This is a genomic window from Marinihelvus fidelis, from assembly GCF_008725655.1.
Lineage (GTDB): Bacteria > Pseudomonadota > Gammaproteobacteria > Xanthomonadales > SZUA-36 > Marinihelvus > Marinihelvus fidelis.
This window is the reverse complement of record NZ_VYXP01000007.1, coordinates 190,388-214,204: the sequence shown is the minus strand read 5'-3', so window position 1 is coordinate 214,204 and position 23,817 is coordinate 190,388. Positions and strand designations below refer to the sequence as shown.

Sequence of the window (23,817 nt, the reverse complement as noted above, 5' to 3'; positions counted from 1 at the left end):
CCATGATCGCCGAACTGGGACAGGTCACCCTGGTCTGCGCGCTGCTGGTCGCGCTGTTCATGGGCGTGGTGCCGGTCCTGGGCGTGCGTGGCCGCGAAGCCACGCTGCTGGGCCTGGCGCCCACCGCGGCGCTGGTGCAGTTCGTCCTCGTGCTGCTGGCCTACGTGCTGCTGACCACGGCCTTCGTCACGCAGGACTTCTCGGTTGAGTACGTAGCCCGCAACAGCAACTCCCAGTTGCCCCTGTATTACCGTTTTACCGCCGTCTGGGGCGCCCACGAAGGCTCGTTGCTGCTGTGGCAGCTGATCCTTGTGGGCTGGACCCTGGCCGTGGCCGTATTCAGCCGCAGCCTGCCGGCCGAGTTCCGCGCCACCGTACTGGCGGTGCTGGGCTGGGTCGCGGTGGGCTTCTGCCTGTTCATCCTGTACACCTCCAACCCGTTTGAGCGCATCCTGCCGCCACCCGTGGAGGGCCTGGACCTGAACCCGCTGTTGCAGGACCCGGGCATGATCATCCACCCGCCGATGCTGTACATGGGTTATGTCGGCTTTGCGATTCCGTTCGCATTCGCGGTGGCGGCGCTGCTGCGCGGCGAGGTCACCCGGCAGTGGGTGCGCTGGACCCGGCCGTGGACGCACGTGGCCTGGGCCTTCCTGACCCTCGGCATCGCGCTGGGTAGCTGGTGGGCCTACTACGAACTGGGCTGGGGTGGCTGGTGGTTCTGGGACCCTGTCGAGAACGCCTCGTTCATGCCCTGGCTGGTGGGCACGGCACTGCTGCACTCACAGGCCGTGACTGAGAAAACCGGTGCCTTCCGCAACTGGACCCTGCTGCTGGCCATCGCCGCGTTTTCGCTGAGCCTGCTGGGAACCTTCCTGGTGCGCTCCGGCGTGCTGACCTCGGTGCACGCCTTCGCCTCCGACCCCACCCGTGGCCTGTTCATCCTGGGCTACCTGGTGATCGTCGTCGGCGGCTCGCTGACCCTGTTCAGTGTGCGCGCACCAAAGATGATGATGGGCAGCGGCTTCGCCGGCATCTCCCGCGAGTCACTGCTGCTGGTCAATAACCTGGTGCTGGCGGTGATCTGCGCGATGGTGCTGCTGGGCACTCTTTACCCGCTGGCCGTGGACGCCATGGGCGCGGGCAAGATCTCCGTGGGCCCGCCCTACTTCGCTTTGCTGTTCAGCCTGCTGCTGGTGCCGTTGGTGGTGGCCCTGCCGCTGGGCGTGTTCGCGCGCTTCAAACGCGACCGCCTGGGTCGCCTGCTCAAACAGCTGCGCTGGCCGGCGACGCTGGCCGCCGTGGCCGGCGCGCTCACCTGGTGGTGGCTGCCGGAACCGGGCATCGCGCCTGTCACCGGTGTGGCCGGCGCGGCCTGGTTGATCGCCGCCAGCCTGGCCTGGCCGCTGAAGCGCCTGCGCGGCCAGGGCCAGCAGGCCGGCTTCACACGGCAGGAAACCGCCATGACACTGGCCCATTTCGGCCTGGGCATCTTCATGGTCGGTATCTCGCTGGCGGGCGTGACCAGCGCCGAGAAACACATTCGCATGGCGCCGGGCGATCGCTTCGAACTGGGTGGCTACACCTTCGAATTCGGCGGTACCCGGCAGGTCCAGGGCCCGAACTACCGCGCCGACGAGGGCGACTTCATGGTCAGCCGTGACCAGGCCCCGGTGACCACGCTGAAGCCACAGAAGCGGCACTACCTGCGCGACGGCCAGGTGATGACCGAGGCCGCCATCGACCCGGGCCTGGGCCGTGACCTGTATGTCTCGCTCGGTGAGCCGCTGGGCGAAGGGGCCTGGGCCGTGAGCCTTTACATCAAGCCGTTCGTGCGCTGGGTCTGGCTGGGTGCGCTGTTCATGTTTGCCGGTGGCCTGCTGGCCGCCACCGACCGGCGCTACCGCGGGCGGAAAGCCACGCCGGATAGCGGCGCCGGTGCCGCCGCGTGAGCCGCCTCGTTCCTCTGCTGCTGTTCGCCGGCCTGGCGATCCTGCTATGGATTGGCCTGCAAAACGCCGACCGCAAGGACGAGTTGCCCTCCCCGCTGGTGGGTAAACCCGCACCCGAATTTGACCTGCCGGACCTGTTCCAGCCGGAAAAACGCTACACCCCGGAAGACATGCTGGGTGAGCCCTGGCTGGCCAATTTCTGGGCCAGCTGGTGCTATGCCTGCCGCGTGGAGCACCCGGTCATCGCCGACCTGGCCCGGCTTGGCGTGGTCCGCGTGGTCGGCATGAACCACCGCGACACGCCGGCTGAGGCCAAGGCCTGGCTGCAACGCCACGGTGACCCCTACCTGTTTCACATGAATGACCAGGACGGTCGCACCAGTATCGATTTCGGCGTTGTCGCGGCGCCCGAGACCTTCCTGGTCGACGCCAACGGCGTGATTGTCTTCAAGCATATCGGCGCGGTCACGCCCGAGGTGGTCGAGGACCAGATCCTGCCGCTGCTGCAACGGATGGAGGCCGGTCCGCCATGACCCGATCGCTGGTGTTTGCCCTGCTCACGTGGCTGGTCGCGGCGACCGCCCTGGCCCAGCCGTCGGCCAACCGCGAGCCGCTGGTTTTCGAATCCGCGGCCGAGCAGGCCCGGTTCCAGGCCCTGGCCGCCGAGCTACGCTGCGTGGTCTGCCAGAACCAGAGCCTGGCCGACTCCAACGCGGTGCTGGCCCAGGACCTGCGCCACGAGGTCTGGCGGATGATGCGCGAAGGCCACGACGACGAGGCGATCAAGCGCTTCATGGTCGAGCGCTACGGCGACTTCGTGCTCTACCGCCCACCGGTCCAGCCCAACACCGTGGTGCTGTGGGTCGCGCCGTTGTTCCTGCTGCTGGCCGGCGCGGTACTGGTCGGCGTCAACATCCGCCGGCGCCGCGGCCTGCTCGACGATGAAGAGAGTGAGTTGCCCTGATGTTCTGGATCCTTGCCATCGCCATCCCTATTTTTGCCGCGCTGGTGCTGTGCTGGCCGCTGCTGCGGCGCGGCGGGACCTGGCTGGGCCTGGGCGCCTGCCTGGTCCTGCTGGTGCCGGTCACCACGCTGATGCTGTACCAGGGCGTGGGGTCACCCGAAGGGGTCGGCGTGGGCGCTACGACCGCAGCGGCGGCGGCCACTGCGGAGGATACCGACGTCGAGACCCTGCTGGCGCAGTTGCGCGAGCGCCTGGCCGCGGACCCGGAGAACCTGGAAGGCTGGATGCTGCTGGGCCGCAGCCTGAAGTCCATGCGCCGCTACGACGGCGCGCTGGAAGCCTTCAACAATGCCCTGGCGCTGTCACCGGACGACGCGGTGGTGCAGGTTGAGCTGGCGGAGGCCATGATCTTTGCCTCCGGCCGCCGCGATGGCGTCGATCCGCAGGTTCGCGAGTTGCTGCAGGCGGCGGTCGATGCCGACCCCACACTGCAGAAGGGTCTGTGGCTGCTGGGTATCCTCGAGGTCCAGGCCGGCAATGACGCCGCGGCCATTGATTACTGGCAACGCCTGCTGCCCATGCTGCCACCGGGCTCGGACGTGGCCGCCAGCGTCGAGGAACAGCTGGCCCAGGCCAGGGGACGGCTGGGGCAATCCGCCGAACCGGCTGGGCCGTCTGCCGTTTCACCGGCCCAGGCAAGCACCGAGGGCGCCTGGCCCGGCCTGCGCGTGACCATCACCGCCCCGGACCTGCAGCCGCCCTTCCCCGACGGCGCGGTGCTGTACCTGGTGGCCCGCGACCCGATGGCGCCGCGACCGCCCCTGGGCGTGGTCCGCGTTGAGCAGCCGTTGTTCCCGGTGGACGTCACACTGGATGACGGCAACGCCATGATGGCGGCCCGGCCGGTGTCCGGCGTGGCCCGGCTGGAAGTGCTGGCACGCCTGTCACTCGATGGCGACCCGCTGCCCGGACCCAACGACCCCGCCAGCGACCCCGTCACCGTCGACACCCACGACACGACCGGGCAGCTGATCGTGGTCCTGAAGCCCACGGCCGACTAGCCGTCCGACACCTCGTACAGGCAGTGTCCGCTGTCGCGGTACTTGCGCTCGAACGGCGTCAGGCCGTCCGGCCGGGCCAGTTTATCCACCGCCACATCGCGCCCCCGCGCCCGGCCCAGGGCGAACGCAAATTCCTGCGCATAGACCGCCCAGTTGGTGCGCATGACCAGCCGCCCACCCAGCGCGACCAGGTCCGGAAACACCGGGTGGCCGTGCCAGCGCCGTTGCAACTGCCCGGGTTTGGGCCAGGGATTCGGGTACAGCAGGTAATGGACCCGCGGCCGCCAGCCGGCCGCCAGCGCCAGCCGCCAGAAACTCGCCAGCTCGGCGCGCACCCAGAGACAGTTGTCCTGCCGCAGTGGTTCGGCACCGACGCCCGTCCGTGCCAGTCGGGCCGCGCTGCGATCCACGCCGATGACCACGCTGTCCGGGTGAAGCCGGGCCAGCGCGCGTGTCGAATCGCCCGTGCCGCAGCCCGAATCCAGCACCAGCCGTTCGTGCTCGCCCGGCGCCAGTTGCCGCTCCAGGGCCCGGAACGCGGCGATCGTCGGAGGGTGCAGTGGTTGCTTCCAGCGTGTCGCCCGGTGCCGTTCGAGCACCTCCGCCAGCCGCGGATGCGGCTCCGACTGGCGGCTCGAGACCTCGCGCGAACGCCCCGACATCGCCGATGGCGTGTTTGCGGCAGCTGGAGATTGGGTCACGGTGGTGGCTCTCGGTACGGCTTTTCATTACGCTACCCGATTTGAAGCGCCCGTCGCCACAGCAGATGTCCGCCACCCAGATCTATAAACACGACCAGCCCTTCGCGTTCACGCGCGGCGGCCAGCTGGATGCCATCGAACTGGCCTATGAAACCTGGGGCGAGCTCAATGAAGCCCGCTCGAACGCCGTGCTCATCCATACCGGCCTGTCGCCCAGTGCCCATGCGGCGTCCTGCGCGGCCGACCCGGAGGAAGGCTGGTGGGAGTTCATGGTGGGCCCCGGCAAGCCGATCGATACCGAGCGGTTCTTTGTCATCTGCGTCAACTCGCTGGGCAGCTGCAAGGGCAGCACCGGCCCGGCCAGCATCAACCCGGCCACCGGGCGGCCATGGCGCCGTGCGTTCCCATTGCTGGCGCTGGAAGACATCGCCGCGGCCTCGCGACTGGTGCTGCGCCACCTGGGCGTGGGACAGCTGTGCGCCCTGGTCGGCCCGTCCATGGGCGGCATGACCACGCTGGCGCACCTGCGCCAAGACCCGATGGCTGCCCGCCACCTGCTGAGCATTTCCAGCGCGCCGCGCGCCGAGCCGTTCAGCATCGCCATCCGCTCTCTCCAGCGCGAGATGATCGTCACCGACCCGAACTGGAAAGATGGCCAGTACAGCGACGACGCCTGGCCGGAGAACGGCATGCGGCTGGCGCGCAAGCTGGGCATGGTCTCGTACCGCTCGGCCATCGAGTGGCAGGACCGCTTTGGGCGCGACCAGCAATCGTATTACGATGAAGCCTGGTGGGGCATGCGCTACGAGGTCGAGTCCTACCTGGAGGCCGCGGCCCGCCGCTTCATCGGTGCCTTCGACCCCTGCAGCTACCTGTACCTGTCCAGCGCCATGGACCGCTTCGACGCCTCCGCGGGCTGTGAAGACGGCCTGGCCGAAGCCCTGGCCGACGTGCGCCTGGACAGCGCCCTGGTGATCGGCGTGGATACCGACGTGCTGTTCCCGGCGCGGCAACAGGGTGAGATCGCGCGCACGCTGATCCAGCTGGGCATCGATACGCGCCTGGAGATGCTGCCGTCACCGCAGGGCCACGACGCCTTTCTGGTAGACTCTGACAACTTCGGAAGTGTCGTCGGCGGCTACTTCCGCTCCATCGCCAAGCGGGAAAACATCGCACCATGAGCCTCGAATTCCAGGGTAAGGATCGCATGATCGAGCGCGTCGACCGCGCCATTTACGGCGAGTGCGCGTACGAGACCACCACCTGCCTGCGCCGCGCGCTGGTCGAATGCATCGCCGACCCGGGCATCCGCCTGCCGGACAGCCTGTTCGAGATCATCCCCGGCCACTACGCGCGCCGCGAGGTCTTCACCCACCCCACGCGCGGCTACTCGATGATCGCCATGACCTGGGGCCCCGGCCAGGGTACGCCCATTCACGACCATGACGGCATGTGGTGCGTGGAAGGCGTCTGGGCCGGCTGTATCGAAGTGGTCTCCTACCAGCTGCTGGAGCAGGCCGACGACCGTTACCGCTTCGAGGAAATGGGCAGCATCGTCGCCGGCTGCGGCAGCGCCGGCAGCCTGATTCCGCCGCACGAGTACCACACCATCCAGAACACCGATCCGGAAAAGCCGGCCGTCTCCATCCACATCTACAAGCATGCCATGGAGACCTGCAACATGTTCATGCGCGACGGCGACTCCGACTGGTACCGAAAGGTGCCGAAAACCCTGGAGCTGGACGCCGCCTGACCCGGCCTGCGGCAAGGTTTCCAAGCTGGCTAAGCCCGTCCACCGTCGATATAATCTGCGTCCCTTCCGTGCCGAAGTGGCGGAACCGGTAGACGCGACGGATTCAAAATCCGTTTCTGGAAACAGAGTGAGAGTTCGAGTCTCTCCTTCGGCACCATTCGTACCCCTGCTGCTACTGCTGGCCAGCCTGGCCCCGTCCGCCGTGGCCTGGGACGGCGACGGCCACGCCGCCATTGGCGTGCTGGCAGTCGAGCAGGCCAGCCCCGTGACGCGACAAGCGCTGTCACGGCTGCTGGCTGAAAACACCCCTGGCGCCACGGTCGGCGCAGACACCATCGCCGCCGCTTGCCGCTATCCCGACGCCTATCGCGAGACGGCCGGGGGCGAATGGAGTGCGCCGCTGCACTACGTCAACATTGACCCTGGCTCGAACCGCTACTCCGCGGCGCGCGACTGTCCCGGGGGGCAATGCGTGGTGGCCGCGGTCGCGAAGTACGCCGGGCAGCTGGGCGACCCATCGCTGGAACCCGCGGACCGGGCGCGCGCGTTCGGCTTCCTGTGCCATTTCATGGGCGACCTGCACCAGCCCCTGCACGTGGGTTACGCCGACGACAGGGGCGGCAACCTGGTGTCGGTTCGCTACCGGGGCGAGAAGTTGAACCTGCACGCCTTCTGGGACCACGCGCTGCCCGAGCACTTCAGCGATGGCTGGCGAGGGCTGGCGGATACGCTGGAGGCGCGACCGAATACCGGCGCGCGGGCCTGGAATACGGCGGAACTGATCGCCTGGACCAACGAAACCTTTTCCGTCACGCGGAATTTCGCCTACCCGCCGAGCCGGGATATCAACGACGCATTCGCCCAACGCAGCTGGCAGGTGACCTTACAGCAGATGGACATGGCCGCCGAACGGCTGACCCTGGTGCTCAACAGCGAGCTGGGAAACGACTAGGCGTCGATCAGAGGTCGCGGGCCACGCGGAACCCCACCTGGGGAGTGTGCAGGTCCGGCGCGACGGACAGGCGGGCCGAGGAGCGCGCCTGCTTCAGTGAGCTGGCCCAGTAGGCGCCCCGCACCACGCGGCGGTCGCAGCCGGGGTTTTCCCAGGCGCTGCCATCGGCCGGCGCGCGGACATAGTTGACGTGCCAGCAGTCCTGTACCCACTCGGCCACGTTGCCGGCCATGTCGTAAAGCCCCCAGGCGTTACTCGACAGCACGCCCACCGGCGCAGGTCCCCAGTAGCCGTCGCCGTAACCCCTGATGTAGTTGGAGAAGCGCCGCGATGACGCCGACTTGTCGTGCTCACCGGCCAGGTTCTCGATCGCATCGCGCGGGCGGTCACTGCCCCACCACCAGGGTCGGTGCGTACCGGCGCGCAGGGCGTACTCGAATTCGGCTTCGCTGGGCAAACGGTAGCGCTCACCGGTAACCTGCGACAGCCAGCGCACATACTCCTGGGCGTCGTTCCAGCTGACATGCAGCACCGGCAGCTGGTCCGTGGCCGGACGGCCAGCGTAATCGAGCTGCCAGTCCACCTGGCCACGCGAGGCCAGCTGGCCCAGGTCGTCGTCCCAGACATCACTTCGGCGGTCGCGCTCGGCATCGGTGCGATAGTTGGTCGCGCGGATGAAGTCGCGGAATTCCCCGACCGTGACCTCGTTGATGCCGATGGCGAACGCGCGCTGGAAATTGACCCGGTGAGCCGGCCGCTCCGTGGACACGGCGTCTTCATCATCGGCCGCGGCGCCCATCTGGAAACCGCCGGCGCCGATCACGATCACCGCGGGTGCGCGGGCGCCACTGCCCCGCAGGTGGTCGCGAATGACCTGCCCGGGCTCGTAGCTGCCGTAGACCTGTTCACGGGCGATCATGTCACGCAGGCCGGCCACGCGGTGTTCGTAGCCCCCAAGGGCGATCAGGTCGATCAGCAGGAATTCGGCGCGCTGGTAATCGCCCTGGTGGATCAGCGAAATGACCTGGTTTTCAATGGACTGCGCCTGTTCATCACGCAACCGGCCCATCTGCAGCCTCGCATCGACAACAAGCTCCTGCGACTCGCGCACGGCCGAGGCCTCTTCCAGCCATTGCTCGGCCAGCTCCTCATCGTCGTTCTGGGCCGCGGCCATGGCGTTGTCCACCATGGCCTGCTGGACCTGCGCCAGGCCCTCGGCGGCTTCCGGGTTGGTCCGGTCGAGTTCGACCACGCGGCGCCAGTAGTAGTAAGCGCTTTCCAGGGGTGGCTCGATCAGCGCCCCGGCGCGCCTGGCAGCCGCCGCGGCCGCCAGCAGGTCATCCACCTGGCGGGCGGTTTCCAGCCCTTCGCGCGATTCGGCCAGGCCGCTCTTGCGCGGGTTCACGGAACGAACTACGCGGTTGAGTCGCTCCGCGCGCTCGTAGTCCCCGGCCTCGCGGGCCACTTCGGCCTGGCGCAGGACATCATTCAACAATGCATCAAGTTCGCGTAGCGCCGGGCCATTGCGCGGCCGCGTGGCGAGTATCGACAGCAGTTCATCCAGGCGGGCCGTCTGCGTGGGGTCTGGCAGGTTGTACGGCGACACGCTGTCGACGGTGTTGCGCTTCTGCGGTGCGCGGCGCGCCGCGTTATCCGGCACCAGGTCGTTCAACCGCTGCGTGGCGGCCCCCAGTCCAGACGTATTCGGGTCGACATTGCGAATCACCGACAGCACCTGTGCCGCCTCGTCCAGGTCGCCCTCATTCATGAAGTCATCGGCCAGCACCAGTGCTTCGCGCAGCACCGACTGCAGTTCCTTCAGTGCCTGTGGGTTGCCGGGGCGGGTGGCGAGTCGCGACAGGATGGATTGCAGGCGGGCGTTCTGCGAGTGGTCGGGCAGCTCGTACATCGCCCGGCCGCGCTCCTCGGGCTTTGCGGCCGGAAGGTCAAAACCGATCGAATAATCCTCGCCGGCCACGTCGCCCAGTCGCTTGACCGGCGTCTCGGCCGATCCGCTGTCGCTGTCGGTGTCGGTGGACGATTGCTGGGCAAGCGCCATCGTGCCCGGCATGCAGGCAAGCCAGAAGATAAGCGGGAAAGACCTGCTTAAACGCCCCATTATTCTTGCAAATCCAGTTGCTGAACCGTCCACTGTATTCACCTTCGCGTGTTATGGTTGCGATGGCCGCGAAGGGTACCGGCCCCAATGCCTCACAATACCCCAGTTGTTCCGGAGCAACAAGGCTCCGGGAAATTTTAAAAAACCTTCATAAACAAGGCTGATGAGCCTGTTTAAAAAGCGAAACCTCACCTTGCCAGAACTCACCGACCAGACCCTGGACACCGCGCTCGCGGCGGCCGACCGCCCCATCATGCTGACCACCGGCGCGCAGGTCGCGCGCGCCGCGAAAGCCTGGCGCCGGGCCGACCTGCTGGCGCTTGATACCGAATTTGTCCGTGAGCGCACCTACTTCGCCGAGCTCGGCCTGGTGCAGATTTCCGACGGCCAGACCGTCTGGTTGCTCGACCCGCTGGCAGAAGGCACGTTGCCGCCCCTGCGCGAACTGCTCGAGGACCCGGGCATCACCAAGCTGTTCCACAGCCCGTCCGAGGACCTCGACGTGCTCGCCAATACCGTCGGCGCGCTGCCCGTGCCGCTGGTCGACTCCCAGCTGGCCTGCGCCATGCTCGGCCAGCCGCTGCAACTGGGCTACCACAAGGCCGCGGAATGGCTGCTGGGCCTGGAGGTCGACAAGGACCAGACCCGCAGCAACTGGTGCGCGCGCCCACTCAAGCCGGCGCAGCTGCGCTACGCGGCCCTGGACGTCTGCGTGTTGCCGCAGATGTGGCAGATCCTGCGCGAGCAGCTGCAGGACAAAGGCCGCCTGGGTTGGCTGGAAGAAGACTGCGCGCGCGTCATCGATGCCGCCGCCAGGCCCGCCGACCCGTCCACCGCCTGGCAGCGGATCAAGGGTGCGGGACGCCTGGACGGCCAGGCCCTGGCCATCCTCTCGGCACTCGCCGCCTGGCGCGAAGGCGTGGCGCGCGAGCGCAATCGGCCGCGTGGTTTCATCATCCCCGACGGCGCACTGCTGACCATCGCATCGCGCCGCATGACCGAGCCCGAACAGCTCATCGAGGTCGAAAGCCTGCACCCTCGGGCCCGCCAGCGCCACCAGGCCACGCTGAACCGGCTTGTCCAGGACGTGCTGGACAGCGGCGAGCGCCTGCCCGAGATCCCCCGGGCGACCCCGAAACAGCGCAAGCGCCTGGCGGCATTGCGTGACGCCGTGGCCAACAAGGCCCGCGCCCTGGACATCGAACCCGCGCTGCTGGCGTCGCGAAAGGAACTGGAACAGCTGGTTTACGAGGGCACCCAGCCGCCCCTGCCCGGCCGCCTGGATGGCTGGCGCGCTGACTGCCTGGACGACGTACTCACGGAATTCGCCAACCCGGTCAACGACGAAGAGGAATGACGGCAGAACCTTCATCACCGTTCAGGCCCGGAGACAACGCCTGGCGGATCGAAATCGCCAGCCGTGCGGCCGTCATCGTCGAGTCGGCGCACTACTTCCGCGCGCTGCGCGAGTCGCTGGCGCATGCCCGGGAACAGGTGTTGATCGTCGGCTGGGATTTCGACCGCCGTGAACGGCTGGGACGCGGCGACGACGACCCGAGCCTGCAGGACGCCCTTTGCCGGCAGGTCGAAGACAACGCCGATCTCGATGCCTGGCTGCTGAGCTGGAACTACAACCCGGTCTATGCCCGCGAGCGCGAATGGTTCCAGGACCTCAAGCTGCGTTTTGGCACCGATGAGCGCCTGCACGTGCATTTTGACGGCGCCCACCCCCCGGGCGGATCACAGCACCAGAAACTGGTGGTGATCGACGACCGGGTCGCGTTCTGTGGCGGCATCGACCTCAGCCGCTGGCGCTGGGATGACGCGTCACATGCCCCGGATGACCCACGCCGGACCGACCCTGACGGCAAGCCCTACCCCCCGTTCCACGACGCCATGATGGTGGTTGAAGGCGATGCCGCCGCCGCACTCGGCGAACTGGCTCGCGCGCGCTGGCAACGTTGCGGCGCCAGCCCATGCCCTGGACAACCCGCGCGCAACGACCACGCGACATCACCCTGGCCGGATTCGGTGGAGCCAGCCTGGGAAGCAACCCCGGTGGCCATTGCCCGCACGCTGCCCGCCTGGGAAGAGCACGAGCCCGTGCGCGAGGTCGAACAACTGTGGCTGGACACGATCGCGTCCGCGCAGGACTACATCTATATCGAGAACCAGTACTTTTCTTCCGCCCGCCTGGCGAGCGCCCTGGCCGAGCGCCTGGCCGGCGAGCAGGGCCCGGACGTGGTGCTGGTACTGCCGCACCATACCGGCGGCTGGCTTGAGCAGGTCACGATGGATGAACTGCGTCGCCACCGCCTGGAACAGCTCTACGCCGCCGACCACGCCGATCGCCTGCGCGTGCGCTACCCACACCAGCCCGGACTGGGCGATGGCGAATGCATCAGCGTGCACGCCAAGATTGCCGTGATCGATGACCGCCTCGTACGCATCGGCTCCGCCAACGCCAGCAACCGTTCGATGGGCCTGGACAGCGAGTGCGACCTGGCCATTGACGCCCCGGACTCGACAGCCGCCGCCGACACGCTGGACCGGCTGCTTTCCGAACACCTGGATACCTCTCCCAACGTCGTGCGCGACCACCTGCGAGAGCATGGCCGTCTCAGCCGCGTCATCGATGAACTGGCCAGCGAGCAGGGCCGCTCCCTGCGCCCACTCGAGCGCGAAGCGTCCGGTGCGCCGCTTGATCTCAACGACGATGGCGACCTGCTCGACCCGGAAGAACCCATCGACCCGAACTACCTGGTGCAGCGCGCCATCCCCAAGCAGGAGCAGCCCACCGGCCATCGACGGCTGATCGGATTCATCCTGCTGGTCGTCCTCATGCTGGCACTGGCGGCGGCCTGGCGCTGGACACCGCTGGGTGACGCCCTGGACACGCAACGCCTGCAGGACTGGCTTGGGTTCCTTGACGATGGCTGGGCCCGTTTTGGCGCCGTGCTTGCGGTGATCGCCATCACCAGCCTGTTCATGCTGCCGTTGAGCCTGCTGGTCGTGGTGGCCGCCGTGCTGCTGGGGCCCTGGCAGGGTTTCGCCTGCTCGATGATCGGCGCCCTGATCAGCGGCGCGGCCGGTTTCCAGGCCGGCAAACTGATGGGAGGCACATTGCTGGAACGCTACGACGGCAGCCGCGTCCACCGCCTCAGCCAGAGACTCTCCGAGCGCGGCATCATGGCCGTCGCGGTGTTGCGCATGATCCCCGTCGCGCCGTACACCGTAGTCAATGTCGTCGCCGGCGCCTCACACATCAGCCTGTTCCGCTTCATGGTCGGCTCGGCCATCGGCCTGTTGCCCGGCATCGGCGCTCTGACGCTTTTCTCAGGCAGCCTGGTCAAGGCCGTCAAAGACCCGGGCGCGGGTACCGTGACGGCACTGGTCGTCGTCGTTGTCGTGATCGCACTGGCCGCCACGGGGCTCAAACGCGTCCTGAAATCATCCTGACCCAGTCAGGTCTCCAACCTGGCGACGAGGGGCCGGTGGTCAGACGCCCGCCGCGCCAGCGGCGAGTCATGCACATCGATACTGACCAGCCGACTGCGCGGTGAGACCCAGATGCGATCGAGCGCGAAAACCGGCCGCGAAGCGGGCCAGGTCGCCGGCGATGGTGTAGGCAGGAACCGGCGCCGCAACCAACGCAACGGCCGGCCCCAAAGCAGCCATTCGTTCAGGTCACCGGCCAGGACCAGCGGACAACCCTCATCCCCGTCCGCATCCAGGCGCTCCATGGTGGCCAGCAAGCGCCGCACCTGCTCCCGCCGCTCCGCCGGCCGCAACCCCAGGTGAGTGGCCACGAAACCGATCACGCCGTGCCCGGAATCCAGCCGCAACACCAGCGCACCGCGCGGCTCCCGGCCCGGCCAGGACAGGTCAACCCGCTCCATGGCCAGCACCGGCAACCGGGTCAGCACGGCATTGCCGTAGTGCCCGGAAGACCGCCGCAGCGTGACATCGTGAATCGCCCGCCACTCACTGCCCCGGGTGAGTTCATCCAGCAATCCGGGATGCTCGTGAAACAGTTCCACCTCCTGCAGCGCGACGACATCCGCATCGATCTCCTGCAGCACTTTACGAATACGGCCGGGATCGTAATGACCATCGCCACCGATGCAGCGGTGGATGTTGTAGGTCGCGATCTGGGTCAAGGTGGTTGGGGAGGAGTGAGGAGTTAGGAGTGAGTAGTGAGCATGGCGCGCCCGGCAGGACTCGAACCTGCTACCCCCAGATTAGGAATCTGGTGCTCTATCCTGATGAGCTACGGGCGCGTTGGGTGGAAATGGTATCAAGAAATCGCTGCCTATCAGACCCGGAGCACCAGATTCCTGGTGCAGGGCAGGCTTCCTGGTGGCCTGCGGTTTGCGCGAAGCGCAAGAAGCAGGGCACCTGGGCCGTCGCCCGTATCCTGATGAGCTACGGGCGCGTTGGGTGGGAATGGTATCAAGAATTCGTGGCCTGGCAGACCCGGAGCACCAGATTCCTGGTGCAGGGCAGGCTTCCTGGTGGCCTGCGGCATTTTGTCCAGGCATAAAATCAGCCGGCCTCGACCCTGGCCGGCTGTTTTCACCCTGTTGTTACCCGTTGTCCCTCCCCTGCGCGTTTCTCCGCTAATCCCCTTGATGCGGGCCGCGTGTTATCCAGGCCAGACCGGTAACGTGTTGGGCGTCTCCCCTGTATGACTGTTATAATAAATATTGCCGTTATTGTCAATATATACTTTGTAGGTAATTTACTCAATTAATGTCAATGTTCTGCACGACCAGTGCTGGGGCGCAGCAACCATTTGCCCAATTGCAGGAAAAGCCACAGGAATACGATGGGCAAAACGCCCGTTTGCAGGATGAACACCACGCTTAACTGGATGACGTGTTCGATGACCTCGGCGGCTCGTTCCTTGACGCGATTGACCTTTTCGCCCAGTTGCACGCTGTCCCTGGCGCCATCCCAGGCGCGGCCCAGGGAATCGACGACGCCATCGAGCCAGGAGCCACCGGCTTCGCCGTCACCCGGCTGCGGCCCATCCTCACCGGGCCCGCCTTCCACGGCCATGCGTTCCAGCGCCTCGCCGGCAGTCGCAATCACCTCGGTGCTGGCGTCGTAGCGGGGCTGCAGGAACAGGTCGTACAGGGCTTCATTGGCGATCAGCGTCAGCGGCACGGCGAAGCGCAGGAACAGCGCGATCATCAGCACCCGCCACAGCACCCGGCGGCCCGTGCCGTCCGTCCCGTCGGCGCCACGCGGCCGTAAAAGCAAGAGCAGCAACAGGCTGACGGCCAGAACCACCACCAGGGCCTGCAACACCCACCAGGCACTCACTTCCAGCAGCACCTGCTGGATACCCAGCGAAACGGTCGCGCCCAGCATAATCCATGAAAACCGCTCGACCAGGTCGTTGACGGGGTCGAGTATCTCCCCCGGCGTCAGCGTCACGCCCACCCCCGCCGGCTGCAGCGCCACCTCGGTGCCCTGCACTGCGGAGATCACGCCGTTCAGCGTTCGCGCCAGCGCAAAAGTCACCAGGGCACGCTGGAACAGGGCCTCGTAGTTGGCTTCCGCGCGGTTATCGAGGAAGGGTGTCGCCGCCAGGATGGCGACCAGGGCCAGTGTGCCGGCCAGCAGGAACCGGCGCGTGCGTTGATAATCCATCGGATGCCTCCTAGGCCATCAGCATGGTGACCACGCCGGCCAGTGTCAGCCCCAGGCCGACCAGCTTGCGGGTGGTCACGGGCTCTTTCAGTATCCACCAGGCGAACAGGACGATAAAGGCGCCCTGCGCTTCGTTGTAAATGGACGCCTCGGACGCGGGTATGAGCTTGTAGCCGGCCAGCCACAGCACCATCGACAGCCAACCGCCCAGTACGCAGGCCCAGATCACGGTCGCCCACGGTTGCGGACCACGAAAGCGCGCCAGGGTTCGGCGCGCTCCCGAGCGCCAGCCGGCAATCAGCAGCATGCCGGCCAGCCCTGCCAGCAGGCGCAGCAGGACGATCCAGGTGAACTCGTGCTGCTCCAGCACCGGCTTGACCATGACGATCGCCAGCGCGAACAGGAAGATCGCCAGTACGCCGAAGATCACGCCGGCGCGCAGGTCGTCTCCGGTCACCTCGCGGCGGCGTCGTCGCCAGGTGACCATGACGATACCCGCCATGACCAGGGCGAAGCCCAGCCATTGCAGGCCCGCCAGCCGCTCTCCCAGGAACACCGCAGACAGCACGATAACGAACGGGCTGAGCAGGCTGCCGATAATGCCGCCGCGACCCGCACCCAGGCGATTGATGGCCTCGAAATAGAACCAGTCGCCCAGTGCCATGCCCAGCGCCCCCGACCCCAGCACCAGCAACCACTCCCAACCCGTCATCGCGGGCGGTTGCAAGCCGCCCCAGATCAGCACCGTCGGCAGCATCAGCGCGATGGCGATGCCGTTCTTGCACAGGTTCAGCTCGACGGGCGGCAGCGTTTCGCCGCTGCGGCGGAACAGCACCACGGCCAGCGCCCAGACCATGGGCGAGGCCAGCGAGTAAAACTCACCCCAGCCCATTAGCGGGACCGGCGGCCGGACATGGTGGCTACTGCACCGTGGCCTTGATGAGCATCACCGGCACCAGGGGTACGTCCTGGAAGTCGACATCGGCGTTGTAGCCGGTCTCCACGGCGGCGATCTTTTCCAGCACGTCCTGTCCGGCAATCACGGTGCCGAAAACGGTGTAACCCCACTGGCGCGAGCTCGGGTCGAGCTTGCCGGAGTTGTCCGCCACGTTGAAGTAGAACTGGCTGGTGGCCGAATGCGGGTCGGAGAAACGCGCCATGGCGATGGTCCAGGCGATATTGCCCAGGCCGTTGCCGGACTCGTTCATGACCGGGTCATGCACGGGGCGCTGCTCGAACTCCCCGTCATAGCCACCGCCCTGCACCACGAAGCCCGCGATCACGCGGTGGAAGATCGTGTTGTCGTAACTGCCCTCGACCACGTAACGGAGGAAATTGTTGACGGTCGCCGGTGCGCGCAGGCGGTCGAGTTCGACTTCGACATTGCCCATGCTGGTTTCCATCACCACGACCGGGAACGCGTTCCCCGGCAAAACAGGCTCCGGGTCACACTCGAACGCACCCGCGGTCGGGACGAAAATCACGGCCATGGCGGCCAGCGCCGAAAGCATCTTGGAAGTCATGAAACAGGTCCTGGTCGAATTGAGCGCCTATGATAACGATATGGACCGCACTTCGATCTACCTGTTGGCCTTTCTGCTGGCCGGTGTCGCCAGCTGGTATGTCATTCCGCGCCGCTGGCTGTGGATGCTGTCCCGCCTGGGCCGGCGGGTCACCGGCTTTCGAACCCGCGCGATCCGGGCCGGGGAGACCACCTGGCGATACCTGGACGGCGGTACCGGGCCCGACCTGGTGCTGCTGCACGGCATGGCCGGCGAGGCCGATCACTGGCTGGGCGCCGCCGGGCAGTTGCGCCGTGATTTCCGCATACTGATCCCGGAAATGGCGGGGTTCAGCACCGCCATTCCACCCACCCCGGAGCCGGTAGGCATCGAGGCGATGGCGGACCGGCTGGCTGACTGGCTCGACAGCCTGGGCATCAAGTCCTGCATCATCGGCGGCAACTCCGTGGGTGGCTGGGTCGCGGCCGCGTTTGCCGCGCGTCACCCCGGGCGAACCCGGGGCCTGTGGCTGCTGGCGCCGTTTGGCACCGCCGACGTTCCGGCAACGGCGCTGGGCCAGCAGATGGCCGCCGGAGAGAACCCGTTCCAGATGGACAGCATGGCCGACTTCCGCACCCTGACCCGGCTGCTGTTCAACAGCGCCCCCCAGGTGCCCTACCCCATCGCGCGGGCCACGTTCCTGAATGCCCGCCGCCTGTCGCCCATCACCCAGCGGGTGCCCGGCGAGGTGCTGGGCACCGCGCCGTCGTTGCAGTCACTTACCCGGCAGATCGACGTGCCGACACTGGTCGAATGGGGCGAACAGGACAAGGTGATGGACGTGACCGCCGCGGGTTTGCTGGCAGGCTGCCTGGCCCAGGCGGACGTGGTAACCCACGACGAATGCGGCCACATGGTCATGCTGGAATGCCCCACCCGCGCCGCCAGCGCGTTGCGGCGGTTTGCGCGCAAGCACGGCTGGCTTCCTGCCTGACCCGGTCGGCGCGGCCTGCCGCGTGGGCCTATAATCGGGCACTGGACGACCGCCAGTAACCGGAGCCTGTTTTGGACCATCCCTCGAAGCTTTCCGCCGACGCCCTGCGTTGGCAATTCGATGACACCCAGCTAAATTTCAGCACCACGGCCGAGGTCGACCCGGCCGAGGGCATCGTCGGCCAGCCCATCGCCATCGAGGCCATGCGCTTTGGCATCGAGTGCGACGCGCCGGGGCAGAACATCTATGTCCGCGGACTGACCGGCACTGGTCGCATGACACTGGTGCGCTCGGTGCTGAATGAACTGAAGCCGAAGCCGCGTCGCCGCCTGGACCGCTGCTACGTGCACAACTTCACCCAGCCGGACCGCCCCCGCCTGCTGACGCTGCCCGCGGGCCATGGCCCCCGGCTGCGGCGCATGATGCGCGAGAAGGGCGAGTTCATCGACACGCGCCTGGGCGAGGTCCTGGAGTCACCGGCCTCGATGGCGGCCCGCCAGGCCATCCAGGAAGACACCCAGCGCAAGGTGTCGGAGATCACCGGGCCGCTGGAAGCCGAACTGAAGGCCGACGGCCTGGCGCTGGTGCCGATGCAGACCGGCCCGGTCAGCCGCGCGGTGATTTTCCCCATGCGTGACGGCGAACCGGTCCCGCCCGAGCAACTGCGCAAGCTGGTCAACGAGGGCCAGGTCAGCGAGGAAGAAGCCGAGGCGCTGCTGAAGAAAATCAGCGAGCACAGCAAACGCCTGGAGAAAGTCACGCTGGACGTCGGCAAGACCTTCCAGGCCGGCAAGGACAGCCTGCAGGCCTATGTCGAAAAGGAAATCGGCCAGGTGCTGGAGCGCCTGTTCGAGCCGGTGCGCGAGACGTTCCCGCAGGACGCCGTGCGAACCTTCCTGGACGAAGTGGTCGCCGATATCACCGAGAACCGCATGCCGGGCAATGCCAGCGAGAACCTGCCGGACGCCACGGACATTTACGGCGTCAACGTCATCTGCTCGCATGGCGACTGTGACCGGGAAGGCCCCATCATCACCGAGAACAACCCCACGGTGACCAACCTGTTGGGCGGCGTTGAACCGGACTTTGTCGCCGGCGGCCAGGTGGTCGCCAACTACAAGGGTGTGCGCGCCGGCGCCCTGGTGCGCGCGGATGGCGGCTTCCTGGTACTGGATGCCAATGACGTGCTCACCGAGCCGGGTGCCTGGCGCCTGCTGATGCGCGCGCTGCGCACCCGCAGCGTGGAGATCGTGCCGGCCGAGCTGGGCTGGCCGCTGACCAGCCAGTCACTGAAGCCGGAACCCATCGACGTGGAAGTGCGGGTCATCCTGCTGGGCAACGGCCATCTCTACTACCAGCTGGACCAGTACGACCAGGACTTTTCTGATCTGTTCAAGGTGCTGGCGGATTTCGACGACCAGATCGAGCGCTCGCCGCAGGGCGTGCAACAGTATGCCGGCGTGGTTGCCTACATCTGCGAAATGGAAGGATTGCCGCACTTTTCCGCCGCCGGTGTTGCCGCGCTGGCGGAACATGGCGCGCGTATCGCCGCGCGTCACGACAAGATCACGGCGCGCTTCGGCCGCGTCGCCGACATTACCCGCGAGGCCGCTTTCATCGCCCGCAAGGCGGGCCAGGAAACGGTTGGCCGCGAGCACGTGGAGGAGACCATCCGCCGTACGCGCTACCGCGGCAGCCTGCCGTCCAAGCGTTTCCAGGAGATGATCAGCGACCGCACGCTGCGGATCGAAACCGACGGCGCGGTCGCGGGCCAGATCAACGGCCTGGCCGTGATCCATGCCGGTCCGCTGAGCTACGGTTTCCCGGCGCGCATTACCGCAACGGTGGGCCCGGGCCGGGCCGGCGTCATCGATATTGAGGGCGCGGCGGCGCTGTCGGGTTCCATCCACACCAAGGGCTTTCACATCCTGGGCGGGCTGCTGCGCTACATCCTGCGTGCCGATCACCCGCTGGCCTTCAGCGCCTCGATCGCCTTCGAGCAGAGCTACGGCGGCATCGATGGTGACTCCGCTTCCGGCGCCGAGTTCTGCTGCCTGGTCAGCGCGCTCACCGGCGCGCCGATCAACCAGGGCCTGGCCATGACCGGCGCCATCGACCAGCGCGGCCACCTGCAGGCCATCGGCGGCGTCAACGAAAAGGTCGATGGCTTTTTCGACGCCTGTGTCTCGCAGGGGCTGACCGGCGAACAGGGGGTGATCATCCCCCGGGCCAATGCCGGCGACCTGATGCTGCGGCAGGACGTGGTGGACGCGGTCGCCGACGGGCGCTTCCATGTCTACGCGGTCGAGTTCATCGGCGAAGCGCTGGAAGTCCTCACCGGCGTGCCGGCCGGCGACCCGGAAAGCGGCGAGCCTTACCCCGCGGACACGCTGTACGGCCGCGCGCGCCAGCGCTCGGCGGAATTCAGCGGCATGTCCATCGCGCGGAAGTCCTGAACCCGGCTTACCGCGCGGTCGATGAACACCACCGATCAGCCGACCGGGCACGTCGACAGCTACTACGCGGCGACCGCCAATGACCGGCGCCGCTACCCGGCCCTGGAAGGCACGCTGGACGTGGATGTCGCCATCGTCGGTGGCGGCTTCACCGGCATTGCCAGCGCCCTGACACTGGCCGAACGCGGCTTTCGCGTGGCCGTGCTGGAGGCGCACCGCATCGGCTGGGGCGCCACGGGCCGCAACGGCGGCCAGCTGATCGACGGTATCAGCGGCAGTCACCGGCTGGAGACACGATTCGGTGACCGCGCGCGCGACATCCTGGCGCGCCTGCAATGGCGCGGCAACGACATCGTCCAGCAGCGCATCGAGCGCTACGCCATCGATTGCGACTACGCACCGGGTTACCTGGAAGTCGCCTCGAACCGCGACCACGTGGCCGACCTGCAGGACCAGTACCGCGCATTGCAGGCCGCCGGCCACGAACACGAGTTTCGCCTGCTCGACCGTGACGAGACCTGCCACGCAACCGGCACCGACGCCTATATCGCCGCCCTGCTGACACGCCGCAACGGCCACCTGCACCCGCTCAACCTGTGCCTGGGTGAAGCCCGCGCCGCGGCCGACCTGGGCGCGCTGGTCTTCGAGCAGTCACCCGTGACCACGATCGCCCATGACCAGCGGCCTCGGGTGATCACCGAGCACGGCGAAGTCATCGCCGACCAGGTCATCCTGGGCGGCAACGCCTACCACCGGCTGGAACCCGGCGCCCTGTCCGGCCGCCTGTTCCCGGCCGGCAGCTACATCATCGCCACCGAACCCCTGGACGCGGCCACGCGGCAACGCATCAATCCGCTAAACGCCTCCATCTGCGAGATGAAGGATATCCTCGATTACTTCCGCCTTTCCGCGGACGGACGGATGCTGTTCGGCGGCCGCTGCAACTACTCGGGGCGCGACCCCAAGAGCATCCGCAGCGCCATGGCGCCACGCATGTGGAAGCTGTACCCGGAACTGCGCGACACCCGCATCGACTACGAGTGGGGCGGCAAGATCGGCATCGTGCTCAACCGCGTGCCCATGCTGGGCCGAATCAATGACAACGTCTGGTACGCGCAGGGCTACAGCGGCCACGGCGTCAACACCAGCCACATCATGGGCGAGGTACTGGCCGACGCCATCAACGGCAACACGGAAGCCTTTGACCTGTTCGCCGCCATGCCGCACCACCGCATTCCAGGCGGCCGCGTATTCGGCAACCAGGTACTGGCGCTGGGGATGCTCTACTACCGCCTCAGGGACCTGTTGCGGTGACGCGTGACGCGTGACGCGTGACGCGTGACGCGTGACGCGTGACGCGAAGAGCATTCCGGAGCGGGGGAGTTTTGCCAAGCCCCGGACCATCGGCGGCAGGGATGCCGCCGATGAGCGTACAGGGATGTATTCACAGCGTGTCCGGGGATTGGTAAAACTCCCCCGCTCACGCGAAAAGCCTGCCCCGCGTCACGGGGCAGGCGGACTTCGTCAGAAATCGTAGCCCAGGCCAACAGCCAGCGTAGAGTCGTAGTTCTCAACGCCCGGCGCCGGCTCGGTTTCGTAGTCGTAGCGGAATGACAGGTTGGCGTACAGGTCGCCCCACAGGTCAAACATGAAACCGGTGTTGGTCTTGATGATGGTGTTGTTGTTGTCGTAGAACTGGTACGTCACGCTGTCATTGTGGAAGAAGTCGATGCCGCTCCACATGGCCTGCGTGTAGTTCAGCTTCCAAAGACCCACCGAACCGGACGTGCTCACGCCACCAATTTCCTCGTCGGAATAACCCAGGCCGATCGAGATGCTCAGGAAGCGGCTGGAGGTGTCGAAGATGTCGCGACCGAAGATCAGGCCGGCGGTGTAACGATGATCCAGTTCACGCACCGGGTCACGCTCGTAGGTGAAAGAACCACCCATGTACCAGGGGTCAGCAAACAACCAGTTGTAGTTGTAGTTGAGCAGGTCCTGGTCCTTGGTCTGGTTGCCGTCGATCTCTTCGCGCGCAAACGTCAGGTCACCGGTGTGACGGTGGTCGCCATGCTTGAACATGCCGGCGCCGTACAGCAGCGTGTTGTAGGAGTCGGTGTTGCCGGAGTTGTCGGTGGCGTTGAAGTTCACCGTCGCGCTCCAGTCGTAGTACGGCTCGGGCTCCTCGGCGCGGGCAATGTCGGCCAGCGAGACCGGGCGGGCCGTGCCATCGATGATCACGACCTGCTCACCGGCATCAGTCAGCTCGATCTGGCCGTTGACGATTTCCTCGTTCGGCAGCTCGATCTCGAAGGGCTGGTCTGTGTGCACACTCACGACCTCGGCGATATCAACCGCGAACTCATCAGCGTAGCCGGGATCGATCCAGACTTCGTCATCGACGATCTTGGAAATTTCACCGGTGATGGTGTCGCCGTTCTTCATTACCAGGCGATCATTGGCCACCGCGCTCAGCGGCAGGACGAGTGACAGCACAAAAGGTGCCGCAACGGACAGGGTCTTAAAGTTCATGTTCCCCCCAGGGACATTTTCAAAGTGGTCAGGAAAGCCGCCTATTATCTCAAATCAAGCGCTTGGCGCATACCTTTGTAGCTCATCGCCTGCGAACAGGGCGTGAAGGATGTGGTATACCTAGCGCCACTATATTGTTCGAGGATGCTCATCGGTGTCCAAAGCCACCATCGACGATGTCGCCCGCGAGGCCGGCGTTTCCATCAAGACCGTGTCCCGGGTGCTCAATGGTGAGCCGCTGGTTCGTGACGCCACCCGCGACCGGGTCAAGCAGGCCATCGTGGCCCTCGACTACCGTCCCAATGCCTCGGCCCGGCGCCTGGCAGGCAAGCGAACCTACCTGCTGGGGCTGGTCTACCAGCAGAACTCCAGCTATGCCAGCCGTGTCCAGGCCGGTGTGCTGGACGCCTGTCGCGACCGCCATTACGAGCTGTTGATTCACCCATGTAATGAGAAGGGTGAGGCGTTGCTGGGCGAGATCCGTGAACTGGCGGCCAGCCGCCGCGTTGATGGCCTGCTGCTAACGCCGCCCATATCTGACGGCGCTGGCGTACGTGAGTTGCTGGATGAACTGCGCGTTCCCAGCGTCGTGCTGTCAAAAGCCGACGAAGGCGACGCGGGCTGGTCGGTCGACACCAACGACCGCCACATCAGCCGCCAGCTCATCGAGCACCTTGAAGGGCTGGGGCATCGCCGCATCGCCTACGTACGCGGGCACCCCGATCACAAGGCCATGGGCAACCGCTACCGGGGCTACCTTGATGGCATGGCGGCCGCCGGGCTGGAAAGCATGGCGGCGCCGGTGGGCGATAACGCGTTCGAATCGGGGCGCCGCTGCGGCAAGGAACTGCTTGGGTTGAACCCCCGGCCGACCGCGATCGTCTGCGCCAATGACCACATGGCCGCGGGCGTGATCCGCGCCGCCCACGAGGCCGGCGTCTCCGTTCCCGGCGACCTGTCGGTCACCGGCTTTGATGATATTCCACTGGCAGGCCAGCTGACGCCCGGCCTGACCACCGTTCGGCAACCCATGGAAGACATGGCCCACACCGCGGCCCAACTGCTGATCGACCGTGTCACCAACCCCGGCATGGAAAACAACGCCCACGTGCTGGACTCGGCACTGGTGCTGCGCGATTCAACGGGGCCAGCACCGGACTGACGGCGCCGACA

Annotated in this window: 20 protein-coding genes and 2 tRNA genes; 14 read left to right on the top strand and 8 right to left on the bottom strand. The window is 66.6% G+C overall.

What is annotated here, in order from left to right:
* Positions 1 to 2 precede the first annotated feature (2 nt).
* Genes F3N42_RS12825 through F3N42_RS12810 form a run of 4 tightly spaced genes read left to right on the top strand, consistent with a single transcriptional unit; the run spans position 3 to position 3,977 of the window.
* Positions 3 to 1,952, top strand: coding sequence for a heme lyase CcmF/NrfE family subunit (locus F3N42_RS12825; protein WP_150864867.1), 1,950 nt, complete (start codon positions 3 to 5; stop codon positions 1,950 to 1,952).
* The gene (locus tag F3N42_RS12820) at positions 1,949 to 2,485 is read left to right on the top strand and encodes a DsbE family thiol:disulfide interchange protein (RefSeq protein WP_150864866.1); all 537 of its coding nucleotides are present in this window, start codon (positions 1,949 to 1,951) and stop codon (positions 2,483 to 2,485) included. The genes F3N42_RS12825 and F3N42_RS12820 overlap by 4 nt, the downstream gene beginning before the upstream one ends.
* Positions 2,482 to 2,916, top strand: coding sequence for a cytochrome c-type biogenesis protein (locus F3N42_RS12815; protein ID WP_150864865.1), 435 nt, complete (start codon positions 2,482 to 2,484; stop codon positions 2,914 to 2,916). Before F3N42_RS12820 ends, F3N42_RS12815 begins: the two co-directional genes overlap by 4 nt.
* Entirely contained in the window at positions 2,916 to 3,977 is a 1,062-nt protein-coding gene (locus F3N42_RS12810) for a tetratricopeptide repeat protein (protein ID WP_150864864.1), read from the top strand. The genes F3N42_RS12815 and F3N42_RS12810 overlap by 1 nt, the downstream gene beginning before the upstream one ends.
* Here F3N42_RS12810 and trmB read toward each other — a convergent pair.
* Positions 3,974 to 4,678: a tRNA (guanine(46)-N(7))-methyltransferase TrmB gene (gene trmB / locus F3N42_RS12805; protein ID WP_224784919.1), complete on the bottom strand. Its 705-nt coding sequence runs from the start codon at positions 4,676 to 4,678 to the stop codon at positions 3,974 to 3,976. The two genes, F3N42_RS12810 and trmB, sit on opposite strands and share 4 nt — an antisense overlap.
* Before the next feature lie 65 nt (positions 4,679 to 4,743).
* On the opposite strand from trmB, the gene metX reads away from it, so the two are divergent.
* The 4 genes from metX (at position 4,744) to F3N42_RS12785 (ending at position 7,383) form a co-directional block, all read left to right on the top strand.
* A complete protein-coding gene (gene metX, locus F3N42_RS12800; RefSeq protein WP_150864863.1) occupies positions 4,744 to 5,859 on the top strand; it encodes a homoserine O-acetyltransferase MetX in 1,116 nt (371 codons plus the stop codon).
* Complete coding sequence (locus F3N42_RS12795; protein ID WP_150864862.1) at positions 5,856 to 6,431, top strand: cysteine dioxygenase family protein; 576 nt, start codon at positions 5,856 to 5,858, stop codon at positions 6,429 to 6,431. Before metX ends, F3N42_RS12795 begins: the two co-directional genes overlap by 4 nt.
* A 70-nt stretch (positions 6,432 to 6,501) precedes the next feature.
* Positions 6,502 to 6,588 (top strand) — tRNA-Leu (locus F3N42_RS12790).
* A complete protein-coding gene (locus tag F3N42_RS12785) occupies positions 6,559 to 7,383 on the top strand; it encodes a S1/P1 nuclease (RefSeq protein ID WP_150864861.1) in 825 nt (274 codons plus the stop codon). The genes F3N42_RS12790 and F3N42_RS12785 overlap by 30 nt, the downstream gene beginning before the upstream one ends.
* A gap of 7 nt (positions 7,384 to 7,390) precedes the next feature.
* On the opposite strand, the gene F3N42_RS12780 is transcribed toward F3N42_RS12785, so the two are convergent.
* Positions 7,391 to 9,454: a formylglycine-generating enzyme family protein gene (locus F3N42_RS12780; RefSeq protein ID WP_191621405.1), complete on the bottom strand. Its 2,064-nt coding sequence runs from the start codon at positions 9,452 to 9,454 to the stop codon at positions 7,391 to 7,393.
* A 211-nt stretch (positions 9,455 to 9,665) separates the two neighbouring features.
* On the opposite strand from F3N42_RS12780, the gene rnd reads away from it, so the two are divergent.
* Both rnd and F3N42_RS12770 read left to right on the top strand, forming a co-directional pair.
* Positions 9,666 to 10,859: a ribonuclease D gene (gene rnd / locus F3N42_RS12775; RefSeq protein WP_150864859.1), complete on the top strand. Its 1,194-nt coding sequence runs from the start codon at positions 9,666 to 9,668 to the stop codon at positions 10,857 to 10,859.
* Positions 10,856 to 12,961 carry a VTT domain-containing protein gene (locus F3N42_RS12770; RefSeq protein WP_150864858.1) on the top strand — a complete coding sequence of 702 codons (2,106 nt, stop codon included), beginning with the start codon at positions 10,856 to 10,858 and terminating at the stop codon, positions 12,959 to 12,961. The genes rnd and F3N42_RS12770 overlap by 4 nt, the downstream gene beginning before the upstream one ends.
* 5 nt (positions 12,962 to 12,966) lie before the next feature.
* Here the strand turns inward: F3N42_RS12770 and F3N42_RS12765 are convergent, their stop codons facing one another.
* From F3N42_RS12765 to F3N42_RS12745, 5 genes are all read right to left on the bottom strand, one after another.
* Entirely contained in the window at positions 12,967 to 13,662 is a 696-nt protein-coding gene (locus tag F3N42_RS12765; protein ID WP_150864857.1) for an endonuclease/exonuclease/phosphatase family protein, read from the bottom strand.
* Positions 13,663 to 13,705: 43 nt separating this feature from the next.
* Positions 13,706 to 13,782 (bottom strand) — tRNA-Arg (locus tag F3N42_RS12760).
* A gap of 475 nt (positions 13,783 to 14,257) precedes the next feature.
* A complete protein-coding gene (locus tag F3N42_RS12755; RefSeq protein ID WP_150864856.1) occupies positions 14,258 to 15,160 on the bottom strand; it encodes a hypothetical protein in 903 nt (300 codons plus the stop codon).
* A 10-nt stretch (positions 15,161 to 15,170) separates the two neighbouring features.
* The gene (locus F3N42_RS12750; RefSeq protein WP_150864855.1) at positions 15,171 to 16,052 is read right to left on the bottom strand and encodes a DMT family transporter; all 882 of its coding nucleotides are present in this window, start codon (positions 16,050 to 16,052) and stop codon (positions 15,171 to 15,173) included.
* Positions 16,053 to 16,080: 28 nt separating this feature from the next.
* Entirely contained in the window at positions 16,081 to 16,683 is a 603-nt protein-coding gene (locus F3N42_RS12745; RefSeq protein ID WP_224784917.1) for a peptidylprolyl isomerase, read from the bottom strand.
* On the opposite strand from F3N42_RS12745, the gene F3N42_RS12740 reads away from it, so the two are divergent.
* From F3N42_RS12740 to F3N42_RS12730, 3 genes are all read left to right on the top strand, one after another.
* Positions 16,682 to 17,656, top strand: coding sequence for an alpha/beta fold hydrolase (locus F3N42_RS12740; protein ID WP_191621404.1), 975 nt, complete (start codon positions 16,682 to 16,684; stop codon positions 17,654 to 17,656). The two genes, F3N42_RS12745 and F3N42_RS12740, sit on opposite strands and share 2 nt — an antisense overlap.
* 71 nt (positions 17,657 to 17,727) lie before the next feature.
* On the top strand, positions 17,728 to 20,112 hold the full coding sequence (locus tag F3N42_RS12735) for a Lon protease family protein (RefSeq protein WP_150864853.1): 2,385 nt from the start codon (positions 17,728 to 17,730) through the stop codon (positions 20,110 to 20,112).
* A gap of 21 nt (positions 20,113 to 20,133) precedes the next feature.
* Positions 20,134 to 21,426 carry an NAD(P)/FAD-dependent oxidoreductase gene (locus tag F3N42_RS12730; RefSeq protein WP_150864852.1) on the top strand — a complete coding sequence of 431 codons (1,293 nt, stop codon included), beginning with the start codon at positions 20,134 to 20,136 and terminating at the stop codon, positions 21,424 to 21,426.
* A gap of 210 nt (positions 21,427 to 21,636) precedes the next feature.
* On the opposite strand, the gene F3N42_RS12725 is transcribed toward F3N42_RS12730, so the two are convergent.
* Positions 21,637 to 22,644, bottom strand: coding sequence for a DUF481 domain-containing protein (locus F3N42_RS12725; RefSeq protein ID WP_150864851.1), 1,008 nt, complete (start codon positions 22,642 to 22,644; stop codon positions 21,637 to 21,639).
* Positions 22,645 to 22,798: 154 nt separating this feature from the next.
* Here F3N42_RS12725 and F3N42_RS12720 point away from each other — a divergent pair, with 154 nt between their 5' ends.
* Positions 22,799 to 23,806 carry a LacI family DNA-binding transcriptional regulator gene (locus F3N42_RS12720; RefSeq protein ID WP_150864850.1) on the top strand — a complete coding sequence of 336 codons (1,008 nt, stop codon included), beginning with the start codon at positions 22,799 to 22,801 and terminating at the stop codon, positions 23,804 to 23,806.
* The last annotated feature ends 11 nt before the right edge of the window (positions 23,807 to 23,817 follow it).